Consider the following 20,396-nt stretch of genomic DNA (forward strand, 5'->3'; position numbering starts at 1 on the left):
TTGGAATCCATTTGCCGGGAATGGGTGCCCATTGCCGGGAAGTCGGGTTATCGTGTGTGGGTGCCCCGCACCGATGAGAACGGCAGACAGCTGAAAGCCCTGCTCGATTACCTCCTTGATGGGGAGATCGATGCCAAGGACATTTACGACGCGCTCGGCATCTCCAGCAGTACCTATTACAGGCGCATCAAAGAGGCCGACTATCCGAACGCCGAGGAGCTGCGGCGGGTAGCTGACAGATTCAGTCTCAGCTATCCCGACCTGCAAATTCAGTTTGGCTTGATGAGTCGCCAAGAAGTCTGGAGCTACCTGGAATCGGCCCCTTTCACGATGACAACGGTGAAGGAGAAAGTGGACCAGGCACAGACGACGACCCGGCCCCTGAGGCTTTCTGAGCTGAAGCCACGAGAGGATGCTCCTCCCCTGTAGCCCGTTTTCGCCGTACACTTTGCTGGACTCGCTTTAGCAAGAAGGCAGCTCCCTATGGCACAGGCAACCCTCATTGTGATCACCCTCGTGTGCATCGCGTGGAGCCTGTGGATCCGGCGGGTCACGTGGTCGTGCCGGTGGGAGGTCGCCGCCACGCTCAACATCGCCTTGCAGGGTGTCGCCGTCCTGCTGATGTCACCGCTGGCCTCCGAAACCGTCGGCCATTGGCTGCATTCCCTGACTGGTATGTGGAACCTCGAGGACTACATCGGCCACGATGCCTACATCGTCGCCGCGTCCGCGGTCATCTACAACGCGCTCGGCAGGCTCGCCGACGACCATCACATGCAGAGCTCGTTCAAGCTGTATGTGGAACGCCCGGCGACCATATGTATCCCGCTGCTGCTGGCGACTTTCTCCCTCGGAAACGGCGCGAAGATCTACAAGCCGGACTTCTTCGAGGTGCCAACCGACTTCTGGTTGAACGCCTACTGGCTGCTGCTGTGCGGCACGCTGATCTACCTGCTGGTGTACGGCGCGCGCGCCTTGATGGTCTTGCGCAAGGATCCACGGTCCCGCCGGATCGCCAACATCTATCTCGTCGCGTCCGCGAGCGGGATCATCGCCTGCGCCGTGCGGATCACCACGGCGTACGTCACGCCGCTGCAGACGATCGAGGGCGGAACGCTGGTGTGGATCTTCGCGTGCCTGTGCGGCGCCGGGTTCGCGCTGACGTCGGCGCAGTCCTGGCGAATGAAGACCAAGTGGTTCACCAAAGCCAGCCGCTGAGCTGACTCTCAGCCTGCGACGGGTCGTGAGACGTCGTAGGGAGCGCCGAACGCCGGCGTGGTCTGGTAGCCGCGCTTGCGCGCCCGGGCGGCGTCGCGGCGGATGAGCGCATGCAGCCCGGCGAACGTCACCTGGTCGAGCACCATTCGGGTCAGCAGCCGGTTGTGCACGAACCCGAACGACAGCCCGGATTCCGGGTCCGCCCAACCCACCGAGCCGGCCAGCCCGGCATGACCGAATCCAGGCGTCAATCCGGTCGGGAAGGGCAAGGAGTGATAGCCCAGATGGAAACTCAACGGCACGAAGATGTTTCGGTCCGGCCACAGGCTTGGTTTGTGGGCCAAGCAGGCGACGCGCTCACGGGAAAGAAATTGGGTGCCGTCGATGTGACCGCCGTTTGCGATCGCCGCGTACATCTTTGCCAATGCGCGCGCCGTTGTGACACCGTTTGCAGCCGGGATCTCCGAGTCGAGGAACGGGACATCGCCCTGCACAACCGCTTTCATCCCGGGGAAGTACATCGAGCCGAAGACGCCCGAGTACTGCAGTGCGGCAACTCTGGGTGCCACGAAGTTGAACACCGGATTGGATAACGTGCCCTGCGGCACGAGGATCTGCGCGGCGTGCGTGGGTGAGTCGGCCGGTGGACGGCCCAGGTGCAAGCCGTCGGTGTTCAGTGGTTCCGCGAGTTCCTCGCGGATCAGATCACGCATGCCCTTGCCCGTGACCGAGCGAGCAAGCCCCGACATCAACCAGCCGTACGTCAAGGCGTGATAGGCCGGCTTGCCGTACAGCACGCGGTTCACCGGAGCGGCCGCGATCCGTTCCTCCATCGACCGGTGATCGAGCAGCTCGTCCTTGCTCGCGCCGTTGAGTTGGGAGAGCCCGGCGCGGTGCCGCATCACGTCGCGCACGGTGATGTGAGCCTTGCCGTTTGCGCCGAACTCCGGCCAGAATTCGGCGACCGGGACGTCGTAGTCGATCAGGCCGCGGTCGGCGAGGCGGTGGATGACCGTCGAGGCCATGCCCTTGGTGACCGACCAGACCATGGCGCCGGTGTCAGCGGTCCAGTACTGCTTGCCGCGGCGGTCGGCGTAGCCGGTCCACACGTCGACGACGGGCTCGCCGTGCAGGTAGACGGCCAAGGCGCCACCACCGAACCGCCGTCCCGGGAAGAGTCGGTCGAACGCCTGCACGGTGCAGGCAAAGTTCGAGTCCGCCGCGCCCTGAATACCGTGCGGGAGCGCGGCGCTGCGCTCCCGGTTATTGACGCCCGTCACAATGTATTGAATTTACCTGCAACCCCGGCAAATAAACGAGGTGTTATCCATTCGTTAAGTCACTGCGCGTCAGCGGCGTCGAGGAGCTGTTGCGCAGCAAGTGCCGGTGTCAACTCGCCGTCGCGCACCTGGCGTTCCACCTCGGCGCGGATCTTGCGCACAGACGGATGCGACAGCACGCGATCCAGCACGGTGTCGCGGACCATCGACCACGTCCAGTCGACCTGCTGCGCCCGTCTACGGGCGTCGAACTCCCCCGCTTCGGTGAGCACCTGACGGTGTTTGAGCACCGTGTCCCACAGCCCCTCAAGCCCTGTGCCCTCTAGTGCGCTCATTGTGAGAACCGGTGGACGCCATAGTGTTTCACGCGGATAGATGAGGCGAATCGCGCCGGTCAATTCGCGTGCCGCGGCCTTGGCCTCCATCGCGTGCTCGCCGTCGGCCTTGTTGACCACCACGATGTCGGCCAGCTCGAGCACACCCTTCTTGATGCCCTGCAGTTGGTCACCGGTGCGCGCCAAGGTCAGGAACACGAATGTGTCGACCATGTTGGAGACCGCCACCTCGGACTGGCCGACGCCGACGGTCTCGACCAGGATCATGTCGAAGCCGGCGGCCTCGAGCAGCACGATCGTCTCCCGGGTGGCCTTGGCAACCCCACCGAGCGTGCCCGACGTCGGCGACGGCCTGATGTACGCGTCAGGGTGAACGGCCAGCTGGGCCATCCGCGTCTTGTCGCCCAGGATCGATCCGCCGGTCCGCGTCGATGACGGGTCGACGGCGAGTACAGCCACCCGGTGCCCCTGCTCGATCAGGTACATGCCGAGCGCCTCGATGGTGGTGGACTTGCCGACGCCGGGCACCCCGGTGATCCCGACGTGCATGGCCTTGCCCGCGTCGGGCATCAACGCCATCAGCAGCTGCTGTGTCTGCTGACGATGATCGGGCCGGGTGGACTCGACGAGCGTGATGGCCCGCGGCAGCGCCGCGCGGTCGCCCGTGCGGACCGCCGCCGCCAGTTCGTCGACGAAGTCAGCCGAAGTCATACCCCAGCCGCTCGGCGAGCTTGTGCAGCAGGCCGATCGCCGCATCGGCGATGACGGTGCCGGGCGGGAAGATCGCCGTCGCCCCGGCGGCGTAGAGCTCGTCGAAGTCGCCCGGCGGGATGACGCCGCCGACCACGATCATGATGTCGGGCCTGCCTACTTCGGCAAGCGCGTCGCGCAGCGCGGGCACGAGAGTCAGGTGCCCCGCAGCCAGCGACGAGACACCGACGACGTGCACGTCGTTGTCGGCCGCTTGGCGTGCCACCTCTTCGGGAGTGGAGAACAGCGAACCGACGTCGACGTCAAAGCCGATGTCCGCGAACGCTGTTGCGATCACCTTCTGGCCGCGGTCGTGCCCGTCCTGACCCATCTTGGCGACCAGGATGCGCGGCCGGCGGCCGTCTGCCTCGGCGAACTTCTCCACTAACTCGGTAGCGCTAGAGATGTTGCTGACCTTTCCGACTTCGTCGCGGTAGACCCCGGCGATCGTACGGATCTCGGCCTGATGCCGTCCCCAGACCTTCTCCAATGCGTCGGAGATCTCGCCGACGGTGGCCTTGGCCCGTGCCGCGTCGATGGCCAGCGCCAGCAGATTGCCTTCGCCTCCGGCCGCATTGCTCAGCGCGGCGAGCGCGGCCTCGACGGCGACAGCGTCGCGGTCGGCGCGCAACTGCTGCAACTTGACGATCTGCTCGGCGCGCACCCGGCTGTTCTCGACCTTGAGGACCTCGATCTCCTGATCCTCGTCGACCTGGTACTTGTTGACGCCGATCACCGGCTGCTGGCCGGAGTCGATGCGGGCCTGGGTACGTGCAGCCGCCTCCTCGATCCGCAACTTCGGGATCCCGTCGCTGATCGCCTGCGCCATGCCGCCGTGCTCGTTCACCTCGCGGATGTGCTCGCGGACCTTCTCGGCCAGTTGATGGGTCAGCGACTCCACGTAATACGACCCGCCCCACGGATCGATCGGCCGGGTGGTGCCCGACTCCTGTTGCAGCAGCAGCTGGGTGTTGCGGGCGATGCGGGCCGAGAAGTCGGTCGGCAGCGCCAGCGCCTCGTCGAGTGCGTTGGTGTGCAGCGACTGGGTATGCCCCTGGGTGGCGGCCATCGCCTCGATGCAGGTGCGGGCGACGTTGTTGAATGGGTCCTGCGCGGTCAGCGACCAACCCGAGGTCTGCGAATGAGTGCGCAACGACAGCGATTTCGCGTCCTTCGGGTCGAACTCGGCGACGAGCTCACTCCACAGCAGCCGGCCCGCGCGAAGCTTGGCCACCTCCATGAAGAAGTTCATCCCGATGCCCCAGAAGAAGCTCAATCGCGGCGCGAACTTGTCGATGTCCAGGCCCGCGTCCAGGCCGGCCTTGATGTACTCGACACCATCGGCCAGCGTGTAAGCCAGCTCCAAATCGGCTGTCGCCCCGGCCTCTTGGATGTGGTAGCCCGAGATCGAGATCGAGTTGAACTTGGGCATCTTGGTGCTGGTGTAGCCGAAGATGTCGGAGATGATCCGCATCGACGCCTTCGGCGGATAGATGTAGGTGTTGCGGACCATGAACTCTTTGAGGATGTCGTTCTGGATGGTCCCGGCTAGTTTCTCGGGCGGCACGCCCTGCTCCTCGGCCGCGACCACATACAGCGCGAGGATGGGCAACACCGCGCCGTTCATGGTCATCGACACCGAGACGGTCGACAGATCGATGCCATCGAATAGCTGGCGCATGTCGAGGATGGAATCGATTGCCACCCCGGCCATTCCGACGTCGCCCTGCACGCGGGGATGGTCGGAGTCGTAACCGCGGTGGGTGGCCAAGTCGAACGCCACCGACAGGCCTTTCTGGCCGGCAGCCAGGTTGCGACGGTAGAACGCATTGGATTCGGCGGCCGTGGAGAACCCGGCGTACTGACGGATGGTCCACGGCTGGTTGACGTACATCGTCGGGTACGGGCCGCGGATGTATGGCGGCTCGCCCGGGAAGCTGTCCAGCGGGTAACCGGCCGCGGCGGCAGCGTCCCGGTCGGCGCCGACGTACACAGGCTTGACGTCGATGCCCTCGGGCGTGCTCCAGTCGAGTTGATCCGGCACGTAGCCGTGTGCGGCGGCGGCCGCTTCGACATGCTTCGCGACGGCGGCTAGCGAAACAGGCGAGGCCGCGAGTTTCCGATCTCCTTCGCCATCCAGTGGTATGTCGGCGAAGCTGCCGACGCCGGTCGTCGCTGGAGCCGGCTGGCCGGCGACATCATTGACAGTCACCTCAAGCCCCCAATCGGGTGAGCAGGTCCGACAACACTTCGACCGCGTTGATCTTCGCGGTCAGATAGCCGTCGGGCTTCGAATCGGCTTCGGCCACCGCCTTTTCAGGCCCGGCAAGAAGGACGTGGGACACGCCGGCCTTGCGCGCGGCGTCGACGGCCGCGGAGGCCTCGGTCGCGTACCGGGCGTCGGTGCCGCAGATCACCGCGACCGTGAAAGATCCAGTGTCGGCGCCGTCGGTTACCGCTTCGATACCGCCGGACGCCAGCAGGTTCGTCGCGAACGTCGCGCGAATGTTGTGCTCGGCCAGCGGCCCGAGCGGAAGCAACAGCACCTTCGGTCGCGCACCGGTCTTGTCCAGGAACGTGTCCGAACGCTCCCGCAGGGCCTCGAAGGCTGCCGCGTAGCGCACCACGGACTCAAGCGGATCACCTTGCGGTAGAGGCGGTTGAGCGAGGTTCGGATACTCGTTCACACCGGTGATCGCGGTACGCCGGTGAGCGATGTCGTCAGCGCGCCGGGCAGCGACCTCGGTGATCTGGTCGGTTATGTAGTCGTGGGCCGCTTCGAAGCCGCCGCGGGATTCGATGTCCTGGAAGTGCTTCCACGCGTGCTCGGCCAGCTTGTTGGTGAGGTCCTCGACGAACCACGACCCGCCGGCCGGATCCAGGACCTCGCCGATGTGGGACTCCTCGAGCAGCAGCAACTGCGTGTTACGGGCGATGCGGCGCGCGAAACTGGCTGGGGTACCGGGGAAGCCGCCGGGAATCGCAACGTCGAACGGGTGCACGAGCACGGTGTCGGCGCCTCCCACACCAGCGGAGAACGCCGCCAGTGTGGTGCGCAGCATGTTCACCCACGGATCGCGCTGTGCCATCATCGGCAGCGACGTCACTGCATGCAACCGCGCCGCGCCGGCGTCGGGCTCCCCGGCCACCTCGGCCACCCTGGCCCACATTTTGCGCGCCGCGCGCAGTTTGGCGATCGTCATGAATTGGTCGTCGTCGGCGGCGAAGCGAAAGCTGATCTGGCGCAACGCATCCCCGACAGACAGGCCGCCGTCGCCGAGAATTCGCAAATAGGCGACCGCCGCGGCGATGCCGGCGGCGAGCTCCCACGATGCGCTCGCTCCGCGGTTGTGGAACACGGGACCGTCGACGGTGATCGCGCGCACGCCGCCGGCGTAACCGGTGACCTTCGCAGCCACGTCCACGACGTCGGCCACACTCGGCGCTGCCCGTGAACTCAGCGGTGCGGTCAGCGGATCCGCGCCAAGGTCCACCGACAGCCGCGAGCGCTGATCGTCGTCGAAGCCGGCCAACAGGCCGAGCACAGCGTCGGAGGCGGCCACATAGTCGGCGCCGGCGTCGAGAACGACCGGGACGAGGTCGAGGAAGACGCCTTCGAGCAGCCGGTCAAGTTCGGCCGCCACCACGCCTCCCGAACCGACGTGCAGCACCAATGCGCTGACGCCTTCCGTCAGGGCGACCAACACCGCGCCGTTGCCGTCGCCGACCGCTGAGCCGTTGGCCGGGAACGCTTCTGCCACCCGCCACCCGGACTTGACGTCGCGAAGCGCGTCGCCGCCACGCACGAAGGGCCACCGCCCGGGCAGCGGCGGTTCGGGCAGCGTGTCTGCGCTCGTGTACAGCGGGCGGATCGGGAAGCCTTCGTATGTGGGCGAATCCAGCGACCGCTCCGGTTCGGCGGGCAGATCCGCCGGGTCGCGCTTGGTGCTCTTGGCCAGTACGCCGGCTACCGCCGAACGCCACCTCGCGAAATCGGAATCCGCAACACTGGATTTCTGCACGCCCATCAGGCTAATTGACGTCCTCCCCAGACTGACGTCCGGGGATTCCAACGTTATCCCACCGGCTTATGCGGCAGGAGTGGTGTGTTGAGGTTCACGGTTCGCAGACCGCCCAGCGGCGAGGTCTCCCCGTGCTATCACCGCCCGTCCGGCGGCTGGGCTTCGCGATCGCCCGTTTCGCCTTTTCGCGGCGATGGGACCCGCGCTTGCAGCGGGCCAGTCGTCGTTGCAAGACCGTCAACCGCTTCAACTCACCCGGCGTCAGACCGGGAGCGCGCAGAACTCGCCGGTCGACAGCGCGGCCGACACGACAACACCGCGGTCAATTCCGACCACGCTGCAATCGCCCGGACCGCAGATCGACCCGTAGGCTTGGTAGGCGTGAAAGCCGTCGTCAGCACACTGCGTGCACTACGTGCTGCGGCGATTGCGACGGCGTCGCAGGTGCCGCCGCGCCGGTTTGTCGCCATCTTGGCCGCGATTGTGATCCTCGTCGCAGTTGCATTGGTGGTTCCGTTGCCGACCGCCGTCCAGCTGCGCGACTGGGCCACGTCGGTGGGGCCGTGGTTCCCGCTCGCGTTCCTCGCCGCGCACATCGTGGTGACCGTCTTCCCGTTCCCGCGCACCGCGTTCACACTGGCCGCGGGCCTGCTGTTCGGCCCGTATCTGGGGGTTCCGCTGGCCGTCGTGGCCAGCACCGTCAGCGCCGTGATCGCGCTGCTGCTCGTGCGTGCCGCCGGTTGGCAGCTATCCCGGCTGGTCCGGCACCCGCGCGTGGACTCGCTCGACGCGCGGCTTCGCGAGCGCGGCTGGCCGGCGGTGCTGTCGATGCGAATGATTCCCGCGGTGCCGTTCTCGGTGGCCAACTACGCCGCAGGTGCGTCGGCGGTGCGGGTGCTGCCCTACACGCTGGCCACCTTCGTGGGCCTGATGCCCGGCACCGCCGCCGTCGTGATCCTCGGTGACGCGCTGACCGGCAACGTCAGCCCGCTGCTGTTTCTGGTGTCGCTGTGCACGGCGAGCCTGGGCATCGGCGGGCTGATCTACGAGATCCGCACCCATCGCCGACATCACCGCGAGCGCCTCGCCGGCTCGGCTACCGATACCGAGCCGGCGATCACCGGCTGACTGCGGCCTACAGCTGCGGGGAACCGCTGTGCCGTCCCGGCATCTGCGGCGGACCGTCCTGCGGCTGCTGTGACAGCGGCGGATACTGCATCGGCGGCAGGGGATCCTCCGGTGCGGCCGGGATGGCGCTGATACCTGAAGATGAACGCGCGTCCGCCTCGGCCTTGGCGACGGCCTGGGCGATCGCGGGATCCGTCTGCGTGGTGAACCACTCGGCTACCTCGTCGGAGTCGTCCTCGGGCTTGGGCAGATTCTCGTCCACCGGCGACGGCGTGTACCGGAAGACACCGTCCTCGCCCGGTGCGCCGAGCATCTTAGTGAAGCCCTGCAGCGCCGCCCCGAAGTCGCTGGGCACCAGCCAGACCTTGTTCGCCTCACCCTTGGCCATCTGCGGCAGCGTCTGCAGGTACTGGTAGGCGAGCATCTCCGGCGTGGGGCGGCCGGCCTTGATCGCGGCGAAGGTCTTCTCGATCGCCTTGGCCTGGCCCTGTGCCTGCAGGTAGGACGCCGCGCGTTCGCCCTGGGCTCGCAGCATGCGCGACTGGCGGTCGGCTTCCGCGGCCAGGATCGCCGCCTGTTTGGCACCCTCGGCGGCCAGGATCTGGGCCTGCTTCTGGCCCTCGGCCTGCTTGATCGACGCTTCGCGGGAGCCTTCGGCGGTCAGGATCATGGCCCGCTTTTCGCGGTCGGCGCGCATCTGCTTTTCCATCGAATCCTGAATCGACGGCGGCGGGTCGATGCTGCGCAGCTCGACGCGGGCGACGCGCAGACCCCAGCGACCAGTGGCTTCGTCGAGGACTCCACGCAGCTGCCCATTGATCTGGTCGCGCGAGGTCAGCGTCTGCTCCAGCGTCATGCCGCCGACCACGTTGCGCAGCGTGGTGGTGGTCAGCTGCTCGACGCCGACGATGTAGTTGCTGATCTGATAGACGGCAGCCTGCGGGTTGGTCACCTGGAAGTAGACGACGGTGTCGATGTTGACCGTCAGGTTGTCCTCGGTGATCACCGGCTGCGGCGGGAACGACACCACCCGCTCGCGAAGGTCCACCCTGGCACGGATCTTGTCGACGAACGGCAGCAGCAAGGTGAGCTGGCCCGACACGGTCTTGCTGTAGCGGCCCAGCCGTTCGATCACTGCGGCCTCGGCCTGTGGAATCAGCGCGATCGACTTGGCCACGATGATGGCGGCGAACACCACCAGCACTCCGACCAGGATCAAGCCGGCGACGGCACCATCCATGACGAGCAACCTTTCCGTTGATTGTCCAGTTTTCTCTAGACTTTTTGGACGACCGCCGTCGCGCCGTCGATGTGCACGACGGTGACATGGTCGCCCGGTTCGTAGACATCGTTGTCGTTCAGTGGGCGCGCCGTCCAGATTTCGCCGTCGAGTTTCACCTGGCCTTCATGGCGGGCCACCCGGTCGAGCACCAACGCGCTCTTGCCCTCCAGCGCCTTTACCGGTTCGGGCAGACCCTTGCCCGACATGAAATGCCGTCGCAGCGCGGGCCGCACCAGCACCAGCAAAAGGACCGAGACCACAAGGAAAACCGCGCCGCCCACCCACACGTCGTCGAACACCAGGCTCGTTCCGGCCGCGGCCAATGCGCCGCCGCCGAGCATGAGCAGGAACATGTCGCCGGTGAGCGCCTCGGCCCCGGCGAGGGCGAGCGCGGCGATTAGCCAGATCAGCGGGACGGCCATGACGTCAGCGTATCGCGTAGCCGACCCGATTCGCGGCTAACTACTACACTGCGAGCATCATGTGGTGCCCCAGTGTTTCGTTGTCGGTTTGGGCCAATGCCTGGCTCGCCGGTGCAGCCGCGCCTGACGATGTCCTCGACGCGTTATCACAATGGGCGCCAAGGCATTCGGTCACTGCATACGACTCGGTCGCGGCCGGCCGCACCGGTTTGCCGTGGCCGGACCTGACCGACGCGGGCGCGGTCTCGCTGCTGCAGACGATGCGCACCGCGGCCGGCCCTGGGCTCTCGGCGCCCGCCATCGGCGTGTCGCTGCCGGTGCCCGGCGACGTTCGCGGGCTTCCCGCGGGCACGCAGTTCCAGCGTGACGCGGTGACAGCGGGCGAGGCGATCATCGTCGGTCGCGACGAGTCCGCGGTGGGTCTGGTCCCGGACTTCGAGTACGACGACCTAGACGACGAATCCGAGTTCGAGCCGGAGCTCACGGCGTTGTCGTGGACGGTGTACTCGGTGCCCTCGGCTCAACCGCCAGAATCTCTGGACCTGGGCGAGTCGGAATACGCCCTGCGCGCGGCTGTTCGGTCGGCCGCTGACGCGCTGGGTGCCATCCGCGCGGCGGGCGCTGACGTCGCCGACCCGCGCGGGCTCGTCGAGCAAGTCCTCGAATCCGCACGGGGACACCGGGTGCCCGACCACGCACCCTCGCGGGCTGTACGCGTGCTGGAAAACGCCGCACATATCGACGCGATCATCACCGTCGGCTCCGGGCTGATTCCGATCGGCTTGCAGAGTTCATCGGAGGTCCAGATCGCCAGCGACGCACTGCGACCGCTGGGCGGAGTCGTGCGCTCGGCGCGAATGGCCGCGGTCAGCGCAATTCTGAACTCGGCCTGGAGCTAGCCGCAGTTCGGCGTGCAGAGCGCGCCGTTGACCGAAAAGCCTTGCAGCGGCGGGGCATCTGGTCCTTCTACCCGATCGGGTTCGCGGCCGTAACGGAGTTCGTCGATCAGCGTGACGGCCAGCCGTGCGAATCGCGAGTCGGCGTTGGGCGTGGCCGCCCGCGCGAACGCGATGCCCAATTCCGTTGCCTGCTGCCGTAGCTCGTGGTCGAGATCCCACACCACCTCGATGTGGTCGGCCACGAACCCGATCGGGCACACGATCACCGCGTTGGCGCCCGCTTCGGCCAGCGTCGTCAGGTGATCCGCGATGTCGGGCTCCAGCCACGGAACCTGTGGCGGCCCAGAACGCGATTGCCACACCTGGTCGTAATCGTCATAGCCGGCCGCGGTGGCGACCAGCCGCGACGCGTACGCCACCTGGCGGCTGTATAAGTCAGCCCCGCAACGGGACCGGGCCGCCAGCGGAATGGAATGCGCGGTGAAGACCAGCCGCGCGTCCTGCGGCACGGTCTGCGCCGCCGCCCCGACCGCTTCGCTGAACATCTCCACCAACAGCGGATGGTCGTAGTACTGGCGCAGCTTCACCAGTTCCGGCGCACCATCGCCGGCCGCCGCGCGGGCTCTCGCGATGTCCTCGACGTACTGGGTGCAGCTGGAGTAACCGCCCCAGGCCGACGTGGTGAAGACCGCGGCGCGACGAATGCCGTTGTCACGCATGGTCGCAACCGTGTCTTCGACATACGGCTGCCAATTGCGGTTGCCGAAGTAGATCGGCAGATCGATCTCGGCCTCGAGCGCCGTGATGAGCTGCCGGTTGATGCCGTTGATCGGCGAGACGCCGCCAAAATGCAAGTAGTGCTCAGCAACGGCGGCCAGCCGTTCCCGCGGGATGCCACGGCCCCGGGTGACGTTCTCCAGGAACGGCATCACCTGGTCGGGGCCCTCCGGCCCGCCGAACGACAGCAGCAGGACCGCATCAAAGGCGGGGTAGTCCATTTCCTTATAAAAGCTGTGTGCTGGCGCCGCCGTCGGCGTAGATGACGGTTCCCGTGGTGGCGGGCAGCCACTCGGAGATCAGCGCGCACACGGTCTTGGCGACCGGCGTGGGGTCCTTCATGTTCCAGCCCAGCGGCGCACGCTGATCCCAACCCTCTTCCAGCAGCTGGATCTGATCGCCGGCCTCGTCGCCGAGTGCACCGCCGACGATCGCGCTCATCGCGAGCGTCCGGATCGGGCCCGCCGCAACAAGATTCGACCGCACACCGTACGGACCCGCCTCGCGCGCCACGAACCGGTTGACGGATTCCAGCGCGCTCTTGGCGACGGTCATCCAGTTGTAGGCCGGCATCGCGCGGGTCGGGTCGAAGTCCATGCCTACGATGCCGCCACCGGAGTTCATGATCGGCAGCACCGCCTTCGCCAGCGATGCATAGGAATACGCCGAGATGTGGATGCCCTTGGAGACGTCTTCGTATGGCGCGTCGAAGAACGGGTTGATGCCCATCCCGGTCTGCGGCATGAAGCCGATCGAGTGCACGACGCCGTCGAGCTTGTTGCCCTCCCCGATCACCTCTGTGACCCGGTCGGCCAAAGTGTCCAGGTGCTTTTCGTTCTGCACGTCGAGTTCCAGCAACGGTGCCGGCTTGGGCAGCCGGTCGATGATGCGCTGGATCAGGCGCAACCGGTCGAAGCCGGTGCAGACGATCTCCGCACCCTCTTCCTGGGCCACCCGCGCGATGTGGAACGCGATCGACGAGTCGGTGATGATCCCCGTGACGAGGATGCGCTTGCCTTCGAGCAGACCTGCCATGTGTGCCTTCTCCTCTAGCCGTGTCTTCTTAGTGGCCCATGCCCATGCCGCCGTCGACCGGGATCACCGCACCGGATATGTAGCTTGCATCCTCAGACGCCAGGAAGCTGACCACCCCGGCGACCTCGTCGGCGGTGCCGACCCGCTTCGCCGGGATGAACTCCAGTGCCCCCGCCTGTATCCGCTCATCCAGCGCGCGGGTCATCTCGGTGTCGATGTAGCCCGGGGCCACCACATTGGCGGTGACCCCGGCCTTTGACAGCTCGCGGGCGATCGAGCGGGCCATGCCGATCAGACCGGCCTTGGAGGCCGCATAGTTGGCCTGGTTGCCGATACCCCAGGTGCCCGAGACCGAACCCACGAAGATCATCCGGCCGAACCGCTTGCGCTGCATGCTGCGCGATGCGCGTTGAGCCACCCGGAACGCCCCGGTGAGGTTCGCGTCGATGACCTTCTCGAACTTCTCCTCGGTCATTCGCATGAGGAACGCGTCGGCGGCGACGCCGGCGTTGGACACCAGCACCTCGACCGGACCCTGGTGCTCCTCGACCTCTTTGAAGGCGCGGTCGACGGCGTCGTTGTCAGTGACGTCACACTCGACGCCGAACAGCCCCTCGGGCGCGCCGGATCCGCGGTGCGTGACGGCGACCTTGTGACCGTCGGCGGCCAGCCGGCGCGCCACAGCCAGTCCGATGCCGCGGTTTCCGCCGGTCACCAGCACCGACCGGGAGACGAACGGCGGACGGCCGCCGGCGGTATCGGCCGGATTGTCGGTCACAGTCATGCGAGCCAACTTAGTGCCTACGGCGCATTCTTAAGAAATCGCCTTAGTTGGGGATGCGACGAGTTTCTGCGCCGTGGCTGTTCGCAGGCGGAAATCACCGCCCTGACATAGAAGTGGGCGCCAATCGCGTCGAAACTGCGGCCAGATCGTGAAAACGACCAAAATCGCGATCTCCCAGCAGTTTCGGCGCAAGAAATCGCCTTAGGTGGGCAGCCGGCGATTGATCAGCAGCGCCGCCAGCGCGGCCAATGCCAGCACCACGGCGCCAAGACGCAGCCAACCGACGCTGGCATCGCCCTTGATCGTCTCGTAGCCGATCTGCTGCTGGAGGTTGGTGAAGACCTCCTTCAGCTGTTCCAGGCTCGACGCGGAGTACGCCTCCCCGCCGGAGAGCTCGGCGATCTTCTTGAGCATCTCGTCGTCGACCGGAACGGGCTGGCGCTGATCGTTGATCTCGACGAAGCCGTACGGAGTGCCGAACGAAACCGTCGAGATCGGGACACCCTGATCCTTGGCGGTGCGCGCAGCGGTGTAAGCGCCCTTGGGGTTGTCCGGGTTCGACGGCACCGTCTCTTTGCCGTCGGACATCAGCACGATCCGCGCGGGCGGTGGCGTGTCACCTCCGCCGATCACCGCGCCGACGGTCGCGATGGCCTGCAATGCGGTGAAGATGCCCTCGCCCGTGGCAGTGCGATCAGCCAGTTGCAGCTTGTCGATCGCGGCTTTGGTCGCGTCACGGTTGGTGGTCGGCGATGCGAGCACGGTGGCGGTGCCGGCATACGCGATCAGGCCGAGGTTGATGCCCGGGGTGAGCTGGTCGGCGAACTGCTTGGCCGCTTCCTGCGCGGCGGCCAGGCGGCTCGGCGACACGTCAGTGGCGCGCATGGATTGCGACACGTCGATCGTCAGCATCACCACCGCGCGGTTGCGGGGAATCCGCACGTCGTGGGTGGGTCCTGCCATCGCGACCGTGAACAGGACAAGCGATAACACAAGCAGGATCGCCGGGATATGACGCCACCGCGAGGGCCGTTTGGGCGCAACGCTTTCCAGCAGCTCCATGTTGGCGAACCGCAGCATCCGCCTGTGGCGGGCCAGCTGCACGACGATGTAGAGCCCGACGAGCCCGAGCACGACGAACAGAAACAGGAAGAACCAAACGTGTTCGAAACCCGACAGCGTCATCGGTCCGAGCAACGGTAATGTCATATGCGCCTTGTCGTTTCAGTCCTACTAACGGCCGGCAAGAGCCCCGCGCCTGCGGCTGGCCACGAACCGGACCACGTCGGCGATCCAGTCCCGGTCGGTGCGCAGGGAAAGCAGCGGGGCGTCGCAGCGCCGAAGTGTGCGCGCAACCTCGGCGCGGTGCGCGGCCGCGGCCTTCTCAAAGTCATCGCGCAACTGCTCGTCGATGGTGAACTCGCGGGTGACGCCGGTTTCGGGGTCCTGCAGGATCACGTCGCCGACCGGCGGCAGTTCGACGTCGCGCGGATCGAGTACCTCGATGCCGAGCACCTCGTGCCGTCCCGCGATCGCCCGAAGCGGGCGCATCCAGTTGATCGGCCCGAGGAAGTCACTGATGATCACCGCCATGCCCCGGCGCCGCTCCGGCCGGCGCAGCGCATCGATCGCGGCGGCCAGGTCACCGCGCACGCCGGTCGGCGCCTTGGGCATGGTAGCGATGGTGCGCAGCATTTCCTGCTCGTGCATGCGACCGCTCAATGCCGGGACCCGCCGCACGGAGTCACCATTGGCGATGATCGCGCCGATACGGTTGCCGCCGCCGCTGTTGAGGAACGTGATCGCCGCGGCAGCCGCCACCGCCAGATCCCGCTTTTCGCAGCCAGTGGTGCCGAAGTCGAGGCTGGCCGACATGTCGACCACCAGCCAGGTCTCCAGCTCGCGGTCGGCGATCATCTGGCGCACATGCGGATGGGTGGTGCGCGCCGTCACCGACCAATCCATCCGGCGGACGTCGTCGCCTGGCTGATACAGCCGCGACTCCCCCGGCTCTGAACCTGGGCCGGGCAGCAGTCCCAGGTGGTCGCCGTGCAACACGCCGTCGAGCTTGCGGCGCACCGTCAACTCCAGCTTTCGCAGAGCTGCCGTCAGTGCGGGATCACGAATCTCCCCGCGTTTCAGTGACGGCAGGTCGACCGTGCGTCTGGACGTAGTCACAGATTACTGTCACCGACCGCTGGCCGCGGCCGCTGCGGCCGGCACGACGGGTGGCACCGAATGCCCTTGCTGCGGAATCGCATTCACCTGCGGCAGGGCGACGGTCTGCAGGATCCGGTTGATCACCGTCTCCGACGAGATCTCGTCGGCCAACGCGTCGTAGGTCAGCACCAGCCGGTGGCGCAGCACATCCGGGATCACCTCGACGACGTCCTGCGGCACCACATAGTCACGGCCGCGCACCAGCGCCAGGGCGCGCGATGCCGCGATGATGCCCAGCGATGCGCGCGGCGAGGCACCGTAGGCGATCCACGCCTTGGCGTCGGGCATGCCGAACTTCTCGGGATGCCGCGTTGCGGTGACGATGCGCACCACGTAGTCGACCAGCGCGTGATGCACGAAGTTGTTGGAGGCCACGTCTTGTAGCCGCAGCAGGTCACCGGTGGCCAGAACCTGCTTGGGCTCTGGTGGCTTGACGCCCATCCGGTAGACGATCTCGCGCTCTTCCTCCGGCGTCGGGTAGTCGATGTTGAGCTTGAACAGGAAGCGGTCGCGCTGCGCCTCGGGCAGCGCGTAGACGCCCTCCTGCTCGATCGGGTTCTGGGTGGCCATCACCAGGAACGGGGCAGGCAGCGGGAACGTCTTGCCGCCGATGGAGATCTTCCGCTCGGCCATGACCTCCAGCAGTGCGGACTGCACCTTGGCCGGCGCGCGGTTGATCTCGTCGGCGAGCAGGAAGTTGACCACCACCGGGCCGAGTTCGATGTCGAACTCCTCCTTGCCCTGGCGGTAGATGCGGGTACCGACGATGTCGGTGGGCACCAGGTCGGGGGTGAACTGGATGCGGGCGAAGGTGCCGCCGACCACCTTGGCGAACGTCTCGACGGCCAGCGTCTTGGCCACACCGGGGACGCCTTCGAGCAGCACATGGCCCTTGGCCAGCAGGCCGACGAGCATGCGCTCGACCAGTTGGTCCTGGCCCACGATGATGCGCTTGACCTCGAAGATGGCCCGCTCGAGCGTGTGGACTTCCTGCTGCAGCCCGCCATTGTTGGGCGGTGCGGCGTGAGAGCCGGGGGCGTAGCCCTGCGCGGGGCCCTGACCGGAAAATCCTCCGGCGCCCTGCGGCGGTCCACTCGGTGATGACATCAAAGGTCCTCCCACATCGTCTCAACACGCTGGTCGTAGCGGCATCGGCCTGTTTTGGCCGCACGCCCGTCGTCAACTATTCCAGGCAGTTCGGAATCCGTCGACGTTGCCCGTTTGGCTCTCAGGCCTGGCTCAGGATTCGATAATCCGGGACAGGTGCGGCGACATGCCTGCGGTACGTACCGGACTGACGGTCACCTTGCCCGCGGCGCTCGATGCTTCGAGCATCTTGCCGCCGCCGAGGTACAGCGCGACATGCTGGGTACCGCCGGGCCCGTAGAAGATCAGGTCGCCACGCTTGGCCTGCGACGGCGGTATCGGTCGGCCCGTGTTGTACTGGTCGCCCGAATACTTGGGTATCTGCACGCCGGCACCGGCAAAGGCGAAGCGCGTGAACCCCGAACAGTCGTAGCCGGTCTTGCCCGCGTCCTCATCCACGCCGGGACCAGGACCGGTGAGGGTGCCCCCGCCCCATGAGTACGGCACACCCATTTGCGAACCGGCCCTGCGGATCACGTATTCGATCGCCTGCGGGCCGCGAACACGCGCGCCCGCCGGCACGGCGGCCGCGGGACTGCCGCCGCCGAGGCCGAGGCTGGCCAGGAACTGCTTGCCCAGGTTCTGAGTGGTCTGGAGGGCCAGCTGGCTCACCTGAAACGACGCGTTCGCAATCGCCACCGGGTCTCCGGGAGCACCCGAACTCACGATCTTCGGCAGCGTGGGGTCCCACTCCCCCGGATCGGCGTCGGCAGGCGCAGCGAACCCAAGCAACAAGGCAAGCGCAACGAGGACCAGGATCAAGACACGATGGCAACGTAAAATGCTGGGGCGCAGGAGAATCACCATTCGATCAGTCGGGTCACATAGGGAGTCATGCCACTGGTGCGCACCGGCGAGACCTTGACCGTCGAACCCGTGTACGGCGCCTCGAGCATCTGCCCGTCACCGAGATACATCGCGACGTGCTGGCTGGCGTTGGGCCCGTAGAAGATCATGTCGCCGCGCCGCATCTGCGATGACGGGATCTTGCGACCGGCGTTGTACTGCGACCCCGAATAGTGGTCGAGCTTGATGCCGACGCCGGCGAACATGTACAGCATCAGGCCCGAACAGTCGAAACCGACTGTGCCAGCGCCATCGTCGATGCCGTTGCTCGGGCCGGCCGCGTTGCCGCCGCCCCACGAATACGGCACACCCATCTGCGACATGCCGCGCCGGATCACGTATTCGGTGGCGTCCCTGCCGTAGACGCGCGGAATGGCGCCGTTGGTGTAGCCGGTGGGAGTCGGAATCAGGCCGAGTTTTTGGAGGAAGCTGCGGCCCATGTCCGCGGTCGCCTGCGCGGACGTCGACACCATGCCCAGGATGGTGTTGATGATCGCAATCGGGTCGCCGCTGACGAACGCACTGGGAATGGCGGGCAGGAAAGGATCCCACGGCGTGGCCCAGTTTCCGGTGGCCGGGTCGCGCGGTGCGTGGTCCCAGTCCGTGGCAGGGTTGGAAGTGGTTGCGGCAGAGGCAGGCTGGGCGGCAGGTTGTGCGCCCGCCGGCGCCGACCAATTGCGGGCTTCGTCGAGCTTTGCCTGCGCCGCGGCTCGTTCGGCCGTGAGCCGGTCGAGGTCGGCCTGCTGGGTCTTGAAAGTCTGCTGGGCGTTGGTCAGAGCGGACACGGCCGTCTGCTGGCTGGCCTCGGCGTCCGCGACGGCCTGATCAGCGTTCTGCTTGGCCAGCCGTGCGGCGGATTCCTTGTTGACCTGCTCGGTGCGGGCGCGCTGCAGATCGGCGATCACCTGCTGCGCGCTGACCGACAGCGCCTCACCGGTGGCCGCGGTGTTGAGGATGTCGGCGGGGTCGCCCGCAGTCAGATACGAATTCGACGGTCCGTTGACATACGTTGCGGCGGCGAACGTGTCGAAACGTTTTTGTGCGGCCGCGATCGCGGTGCCGGCTTCTGAGACCCGCTGCTGGCTGGCCTCGACCTCCTGCTGCGCGGCGGCGGCGTTATCCCGTGCGGTCTGCACGTCGACGATCGCCTTGTTGACGCTTTCCTGCTGCGTCTGGATCGCGGCGCCGAGTTCTTGAAGTTTCTGATTGGTGTTTGCGACGGCGGCGACCAGCGACCCCAGGCTGTCGGGACTGCCTGGTTGGGCGGCGCTGAGACCGGGTGTTGCGACCAGCACGGCGACGACAAGTGGAACCGCGCAGGCCCTCCCGAACAGCCGGGAAGCAGAGGCGCCAGGGGTGCGTCTCATTCGACTCAAGTCTCCTAAGGCTCAACGCGAACGTGCCGGCACATTCGTGGGTGTCTATGCGTAGTCACAAAATTCACAACTGCAACATCAAGCACCGATTGCACCGTACGTCACATCTGACGCTAAGGAAACTTTAGTCACAAATTACAGGTTTGTAATTGAATGGAGCGTTATCCCGCTGTGACTCTTGAATTTGCCCGACGGGCTTATTAGCTCATTCCGGGATGTCGGAATGCACTTCTGCGGCGGCCGCGCGTTTGCCCCGAACCTGCAGTACACGAGTGGCGACGACGGCGGCGAGCACACCCAGCACGACCACAATCGTGAATGGCGTCCACGGAAAATGCTGCGTCGTCAACTCGCTGACGAAATTCTTCGACGACTGCACCGGATCACCAGTCTTGGCGACGTCCTGGCCAGCCTCCAATGTCACCCGGTCGTACACCGGGCTATACGTTCCGGCCCATATCGGGCTGATTGCCAACACGGTCGAACCCGGATAGGCGTGGCCGACCTGTGTCGCGATGTCACGCAGTGGCGTGTCGATGGGCGGGTTGGTCGGGACCACCACGACCTTCAGGTCGACACCTTTGGCATGGGCGTCGGCGACCACCTGACGCAGTTCGACCGCCTGCTGTTTCTGCGTGGCGTCACCGACCGGAGCGCTCACCCCGTCGTCGGCGACATCGGACAACACCTGATTCATGCAAACGTCCGGCGGAGTCACCGCTGGATCGAGACCCACCGTGCTGCAGACGTCCTTCGGGATGTAGGTCGGCAGGATCGGGATCACGTGCGGTCCGGTCACACGGGCACGGTACGCGATGAGTCGGTACGCGGGTGGCAGCACGCGCCTCGGAGGACAAGACTGAAACAGCCCTGGAT

General features: G+C 66.3%; 19 protein-coding genes. 4 read left to right on the top strand and 15 right to left on the bottom strand.

Going from position 1 to position 20,396, the window contains the following annotated elements; all coding sequences use genetic code 11:
- The first annotated feature begins 60 nt into the window (after positions 1 to 60).
- Both VJV41_RS28245 and VJV41_RS28250 read left to right on the top strand, forming a co-directional pair.
- On the top strand, positions 61 to 429 hold the full coding sequence (locus VJV41_RS28245) for an XRE family transcriptional regulator (RefSeq protein ID WP_325339436.1): 369 nt from the start codon (positions 61 to 63) through the stop codon (positions 427 to 429).
- Between the two features lie 54 nt (positions 430 to 483).
- On the top strand, positions 484 to 1,218 hold the full coding sequence (locus VJV41_RS28250; RefSeq protein WP_325339438.1) for a hypothetical protein: 735 nt from the start codon (positions 484 to 486) through the stop codon (positions 1,216 to 1,218).
- A gap of 8 nt (positions 1,219 to 1,226) precedes the next feature.
- On the opposite strand, the gene VJV41_RS28255 is transcribed toward VJV41_RS28250, so the two are convergent.
- Genes VJV41_RS28255 through mutA form a run of 4 tightly spaced genes read right to left on the bottom strand, consistent with a single transcriptional unit; the run spans position 1,227 to position 7,611 of the window.
- Positions 1,227 to 2,498 carry a serine hydrolase domain-containing protein gene (locus tag VJV41_RS28255; protein WP_325339440.1) on the bottom strand — a complete coding sequence of 424 codons (1,272 nt, stop codon included), beginning with the start codon at positions 2,496 to 2,498 and terminating at the stop codon, positions 1,227 to 1,229.
- A 59-nt stretch (positions 2,499 to 2,557) separates the two neighbouring features.
- Positions 2,558 to 3,544 (bottom strand): methylmalonyl Co-A mutase-associated GTPase MeaB, encoded by a 987-nt coding sequence (gene meaB, locus VJV41_RS28260; RefSeq protein ID WP_325339442.1) that lies wholly within the window; start codon positions 3,542 to 3,544, stop codon positions 2,558 to 2,560.
- Positions 3,531 to 5,795 carry a methylmalonyl-CoA mutase gene (scpA, locus tag VJV41_RS28265; protein WP_325339444.1) on the bottom strand — a complete coding sequence of 755 codons (2,265 nt, stop codon included), beginning with the start codon at positions 5,793 to 5,795 and terminating at the stop codon, positions 3,531 to 3,533. Before scpA ends, meaB begins: the two co-directional genes overlap by 14 nt.
- Before the next feature lies 1 nt (position 5,796).
- A complete protein-coding gene (gene mutA, locus VJV41_RS28270; protein ID WP_325339446.1) occupies positions 5,797 to 7,611 on the bottom strand; it encodes a methylmalonyl-CoA mutase small subunit in 1,815 nt (604 codons plus the stop codon).
- 375 nt (positions 7,612 to 7,986) lie between these two features.
- On the opposite strand from mutA, the gene VJV41_RS28275 reads away from it, so the two are divergent.
- Positions 7,987 to 8,733, top strand: coding sequence for a TVP38/TMEM64 family protein (locus VJV41_RS28275; RefSeq protein WP_325339448.1), 747 nt, complete (start codon positions 7,987 to 7,989; stop codon positions 8,731 to 8,733).
- 7 nt (positions 8,734 to 8,740) lie between these two features.
- Here VJV41_RS28275 and VJV41_RS28280 read toward each other — a convergent pair whose 3' ends face one another.
- Together VJV41_RS28280 and VJV41_RS28285 are read right to left on the bottom strand one after the other, a co-directional pair.
- On the bottom strand, positions 8,741 to 9,973 hold the full coding sequence (locus VJV41_RS28280; protein WP_325339450.1) for an SPFH domain-containing protein: 1,233 nt from the start codon (positions 9,971 to 9,973) through the stop codon (positions 8,741 to 8,743).
- Between the two features lie 35 nt (positions 9,974 to 10,008).
- Positions 10,009 to 10,437 (bottom strand): NfeD family protein, encoded by a 429-nt coding sequence (locus VJV41_RS28285; RefSeq protein ID WP_325339452.1) that lies wholly within the window; start codon positions 10,435 to 10,437, stop codon positions 10,009 to 10,011.
- A 59-nt stretch (positions 10,438 to 10,496) separates the two neighbouring features.
- Here VJV41_RS28285 and VJV41_RS28290 point away from each other — a divergent pair, with 59 nt between their 5' ends.
- Complete coding sequence (locus VJV41_RS28290) at positions 10,497 to 11,336, top strand: hypothetical protein (RefSeq protein WP_325339453.1); 840 nt, start codon at positions 10,497 to 10,499, stop codon at positions 11,334 to 11,336.
- Here the strand turns inward: VJV41_RS28290 and VJV41_RS28295 are convergent.
- The 9 genes from VJV41_RS28295 to VJV41_RS28335 form a co-directional block, all read right to left on the bottom strand.
- Positions 11,333 to 12,334 (bottom strand): ferrochelatase, encoded by a 1,002-nt coding sequence (locus VJV41_RS28295; RefSeq protein ID WP_325339455.1) that lies wholly within the window; start codon positions 12,332 to 12,334, stop codon positions 11,333 to 11,335. The two genes, VJV41_RS28290 and VJV41_RS28295, sit on opposite strands and share 4 nt — an antisense overlap.
- A gap of 4 nt (positions 12,335 to 12,338) precedes the next feature.
- Entirely contained in the window at positions 12,339 to 13,148 is an 810-nt protein-coding gene (gene inhA / locus VJV41_RS28300) for an NADH-dependent enoyl-ACP reductase InhA (protein WP_325339457.1), read from the bottom strand.
- Between the two features lie 28 nt (positions 13,149 to 13,176).
- Positions 13,177 to 13,932, bottom strand: a complete 756-nt coding sequence (gene fabG1, locus VJV41_RS28305) for a 3-oxoacyl-ACP reductase FabG1 (protein WP_325339459.1) — start codon at positions 13,930 to 13,932, stop codon at positions 13,177 to 13,179.
- Positions 13,933 to 14,133: 201 nt separating this feature from the next.
- Complete coding sequence (locus tag VJV41_RS28310; RefSeq protein WP_325339461.1) at positions 14,134 to 15,141, bottom strand: VWA domain-containing protein; 1,008 nt, start codon at positions 15,139 to 15,141, stop codon at positions 14,134 to 14,136.
- Positions 15,142 to 15,165: 24 nt separating this feature from the next.
- The gene (locus VJV41_RS28315; protein WP_325339463.1) at positions 15,166 to 16,110 is read right to left on the bottom strand and encodes a DUF58 domain-containing protein; all 945 of its coding nucleotides are present in this window, start codon (positions 16,108 to 16,110) and stop codon (positions 15,166 to 15,168) included.
- 9 nt (positions 16,111 to 16,119) lie between these two features.
- Positions 16,120 to 17,259 (bottom strand): MoxR family ATPase, encoded by a 1,140-nt coding sequence (locus tag VJV41_RS28320; RefSeq protein WP_325339465.1) that lies wholly within the window; start codon positions 17,257 to 17,259, stop codon positions 16,120 to 16,122.
- A gap of 132 nt (positions 17,260 to 17,391) precedes the next feature.
- Entirely contained in the window at positions 17,392 to 18,105 is a 714-nt protein-coding gene (ripB, locus tag VJV41_RS28325; protein ID WP_325339467.1) for an NlpC/P60 family peptidoglycan endopeptidase RipB, read from the bottom strand.
- Entirely contained in the window at positions 18,099 to 19,511 is a 1,413-nt protein-coding gene (ripA, locus tag VJV41_RS28330; RefSeq protein ID WP_325339469.1) for an NlpC/P60 family peptidoglycan endopeptidase RipA, read from the bottom strand. Before ripA ends, ripB begins: the two co-directional genes overlap by 7 nt.
- A 214-nt stretch (positions 19,512 to 19,725) precedes the next feature.
- On the bottom strand, positions 19,726 to 20,319 hold the full coding sequence (locus tag VJV41_RS28335) for a DUF6676 family protein (protein ID WP_325339470.1): 594 nt from the start codon (positions 20,317 to 20,319) through the stop codon (positions 19,726 to 19,728).
- Between the last annotated feature and the right edge of the window lie 77 nt (positions 20,320 to 20,396).

It is taken from the genome of Mycobacterium sp. (genome assembly GCF_035274705.1).
GTDB lineage: Bacteria > Actinomycetota > Actinomycetes > Mycobacteriales > Mycobacteriaceae > Mycobacterium.

Excerpts from the sequence above, each read along its gene's own strand:
- VJV41_RS28250 (WP_325339438.1), top strand. The coding sequence starts at position 484 with ATGGCACAGGCAACCCTCATTGTGATCACCCTCGTGTGCATCGCGTGG.
- meaB (WP_325339442.1), bottom strand. The coding sequence starts at position 3,544 with ATGACTTCGGCTGACTTCGTCGACGAACTGGCGGCGGCGGTCCGCACG.
- mutA (WP_325339446.1), bottom strand. The coding sequence starts at position 7,611 with ATGGGCGTGCAGAAATCCAGTGTTGCGGATTCCGATTTCGCGAGGTGG.
- VJV41_RS28280 (WP_325339450.1), bottom strand. The coding sequence starts at position 9,973 with ATGGATGGTGCCGTCGCCGGCTTGATCCTGGTCGGAGTGCTGGTGGTG.
- VJV41_RS28285 (WP_325339452.1), bottom strand. The coding sequence starts at position 10,437 with ATGGCCGTCCCGCTGATCTGGCTAATCGCCGCGCTCGCCCTCGCCGGG.
- VJV41_RS28290 (WP_325339453.1), top strand. The coding sequence starts at position 10,497 with ATGTGGTGCCCCAGTGTTTCGTTGTCGGTTTGGGCCAATGCCTGGCTC.
- VJV41_RS28295 (WP_325339455.1), bottom strand. The coding sequence starts at position 12,334 with ATGGACTACCCCGCCTTTGATGCGGTCCTGCTGCTGTCGTTCGGCGGG.
- inhA (WP_325339457.1), bottom strand. The coding sequence starts at position 13,148 with ATGGCAGGTCTGCTCGAAGGCAAGCGCATCCTCGTCACGGGGATCATC.
- fabG1 (WP_325339459.1), bottom strand. The coding sequence starts at position 13,932 with ATGACTGTGACCGACAATCCGGCCGATACCGCCGGCGGCCGTCCGCCG.
- VJV41_RS28310 (WP_325339461.1), bottom strand. The coding sequence starts at position 15,141 with ATGACATTACCGTTGCTCGGACCGATGACGCTGTCGGGTTTCGAACAC.
- VJV41_RS28320 (WP_325339465.1), bottom strand. The coding sequence starts at position 17,259 with ATGTCATCACCGAGTGGACCGCCGCAGGGCGCCGGAGGATTTTCCGGT.
- ripB (WP_325339467.1), bottom strand. The coding sequence starts at position 18,105 with ATGGTGATTCTCCTGCGCCCCAGCATTTTACGTTGCCATCGTGTCTTG.
- ripA (WP_325339469.1), bottom strand. The coding sequence starts at position 19,511 with ATGAGACGCACCCCTGGCGCCTCTGCTTCCCGGCTGTTCGGGAGGGCC.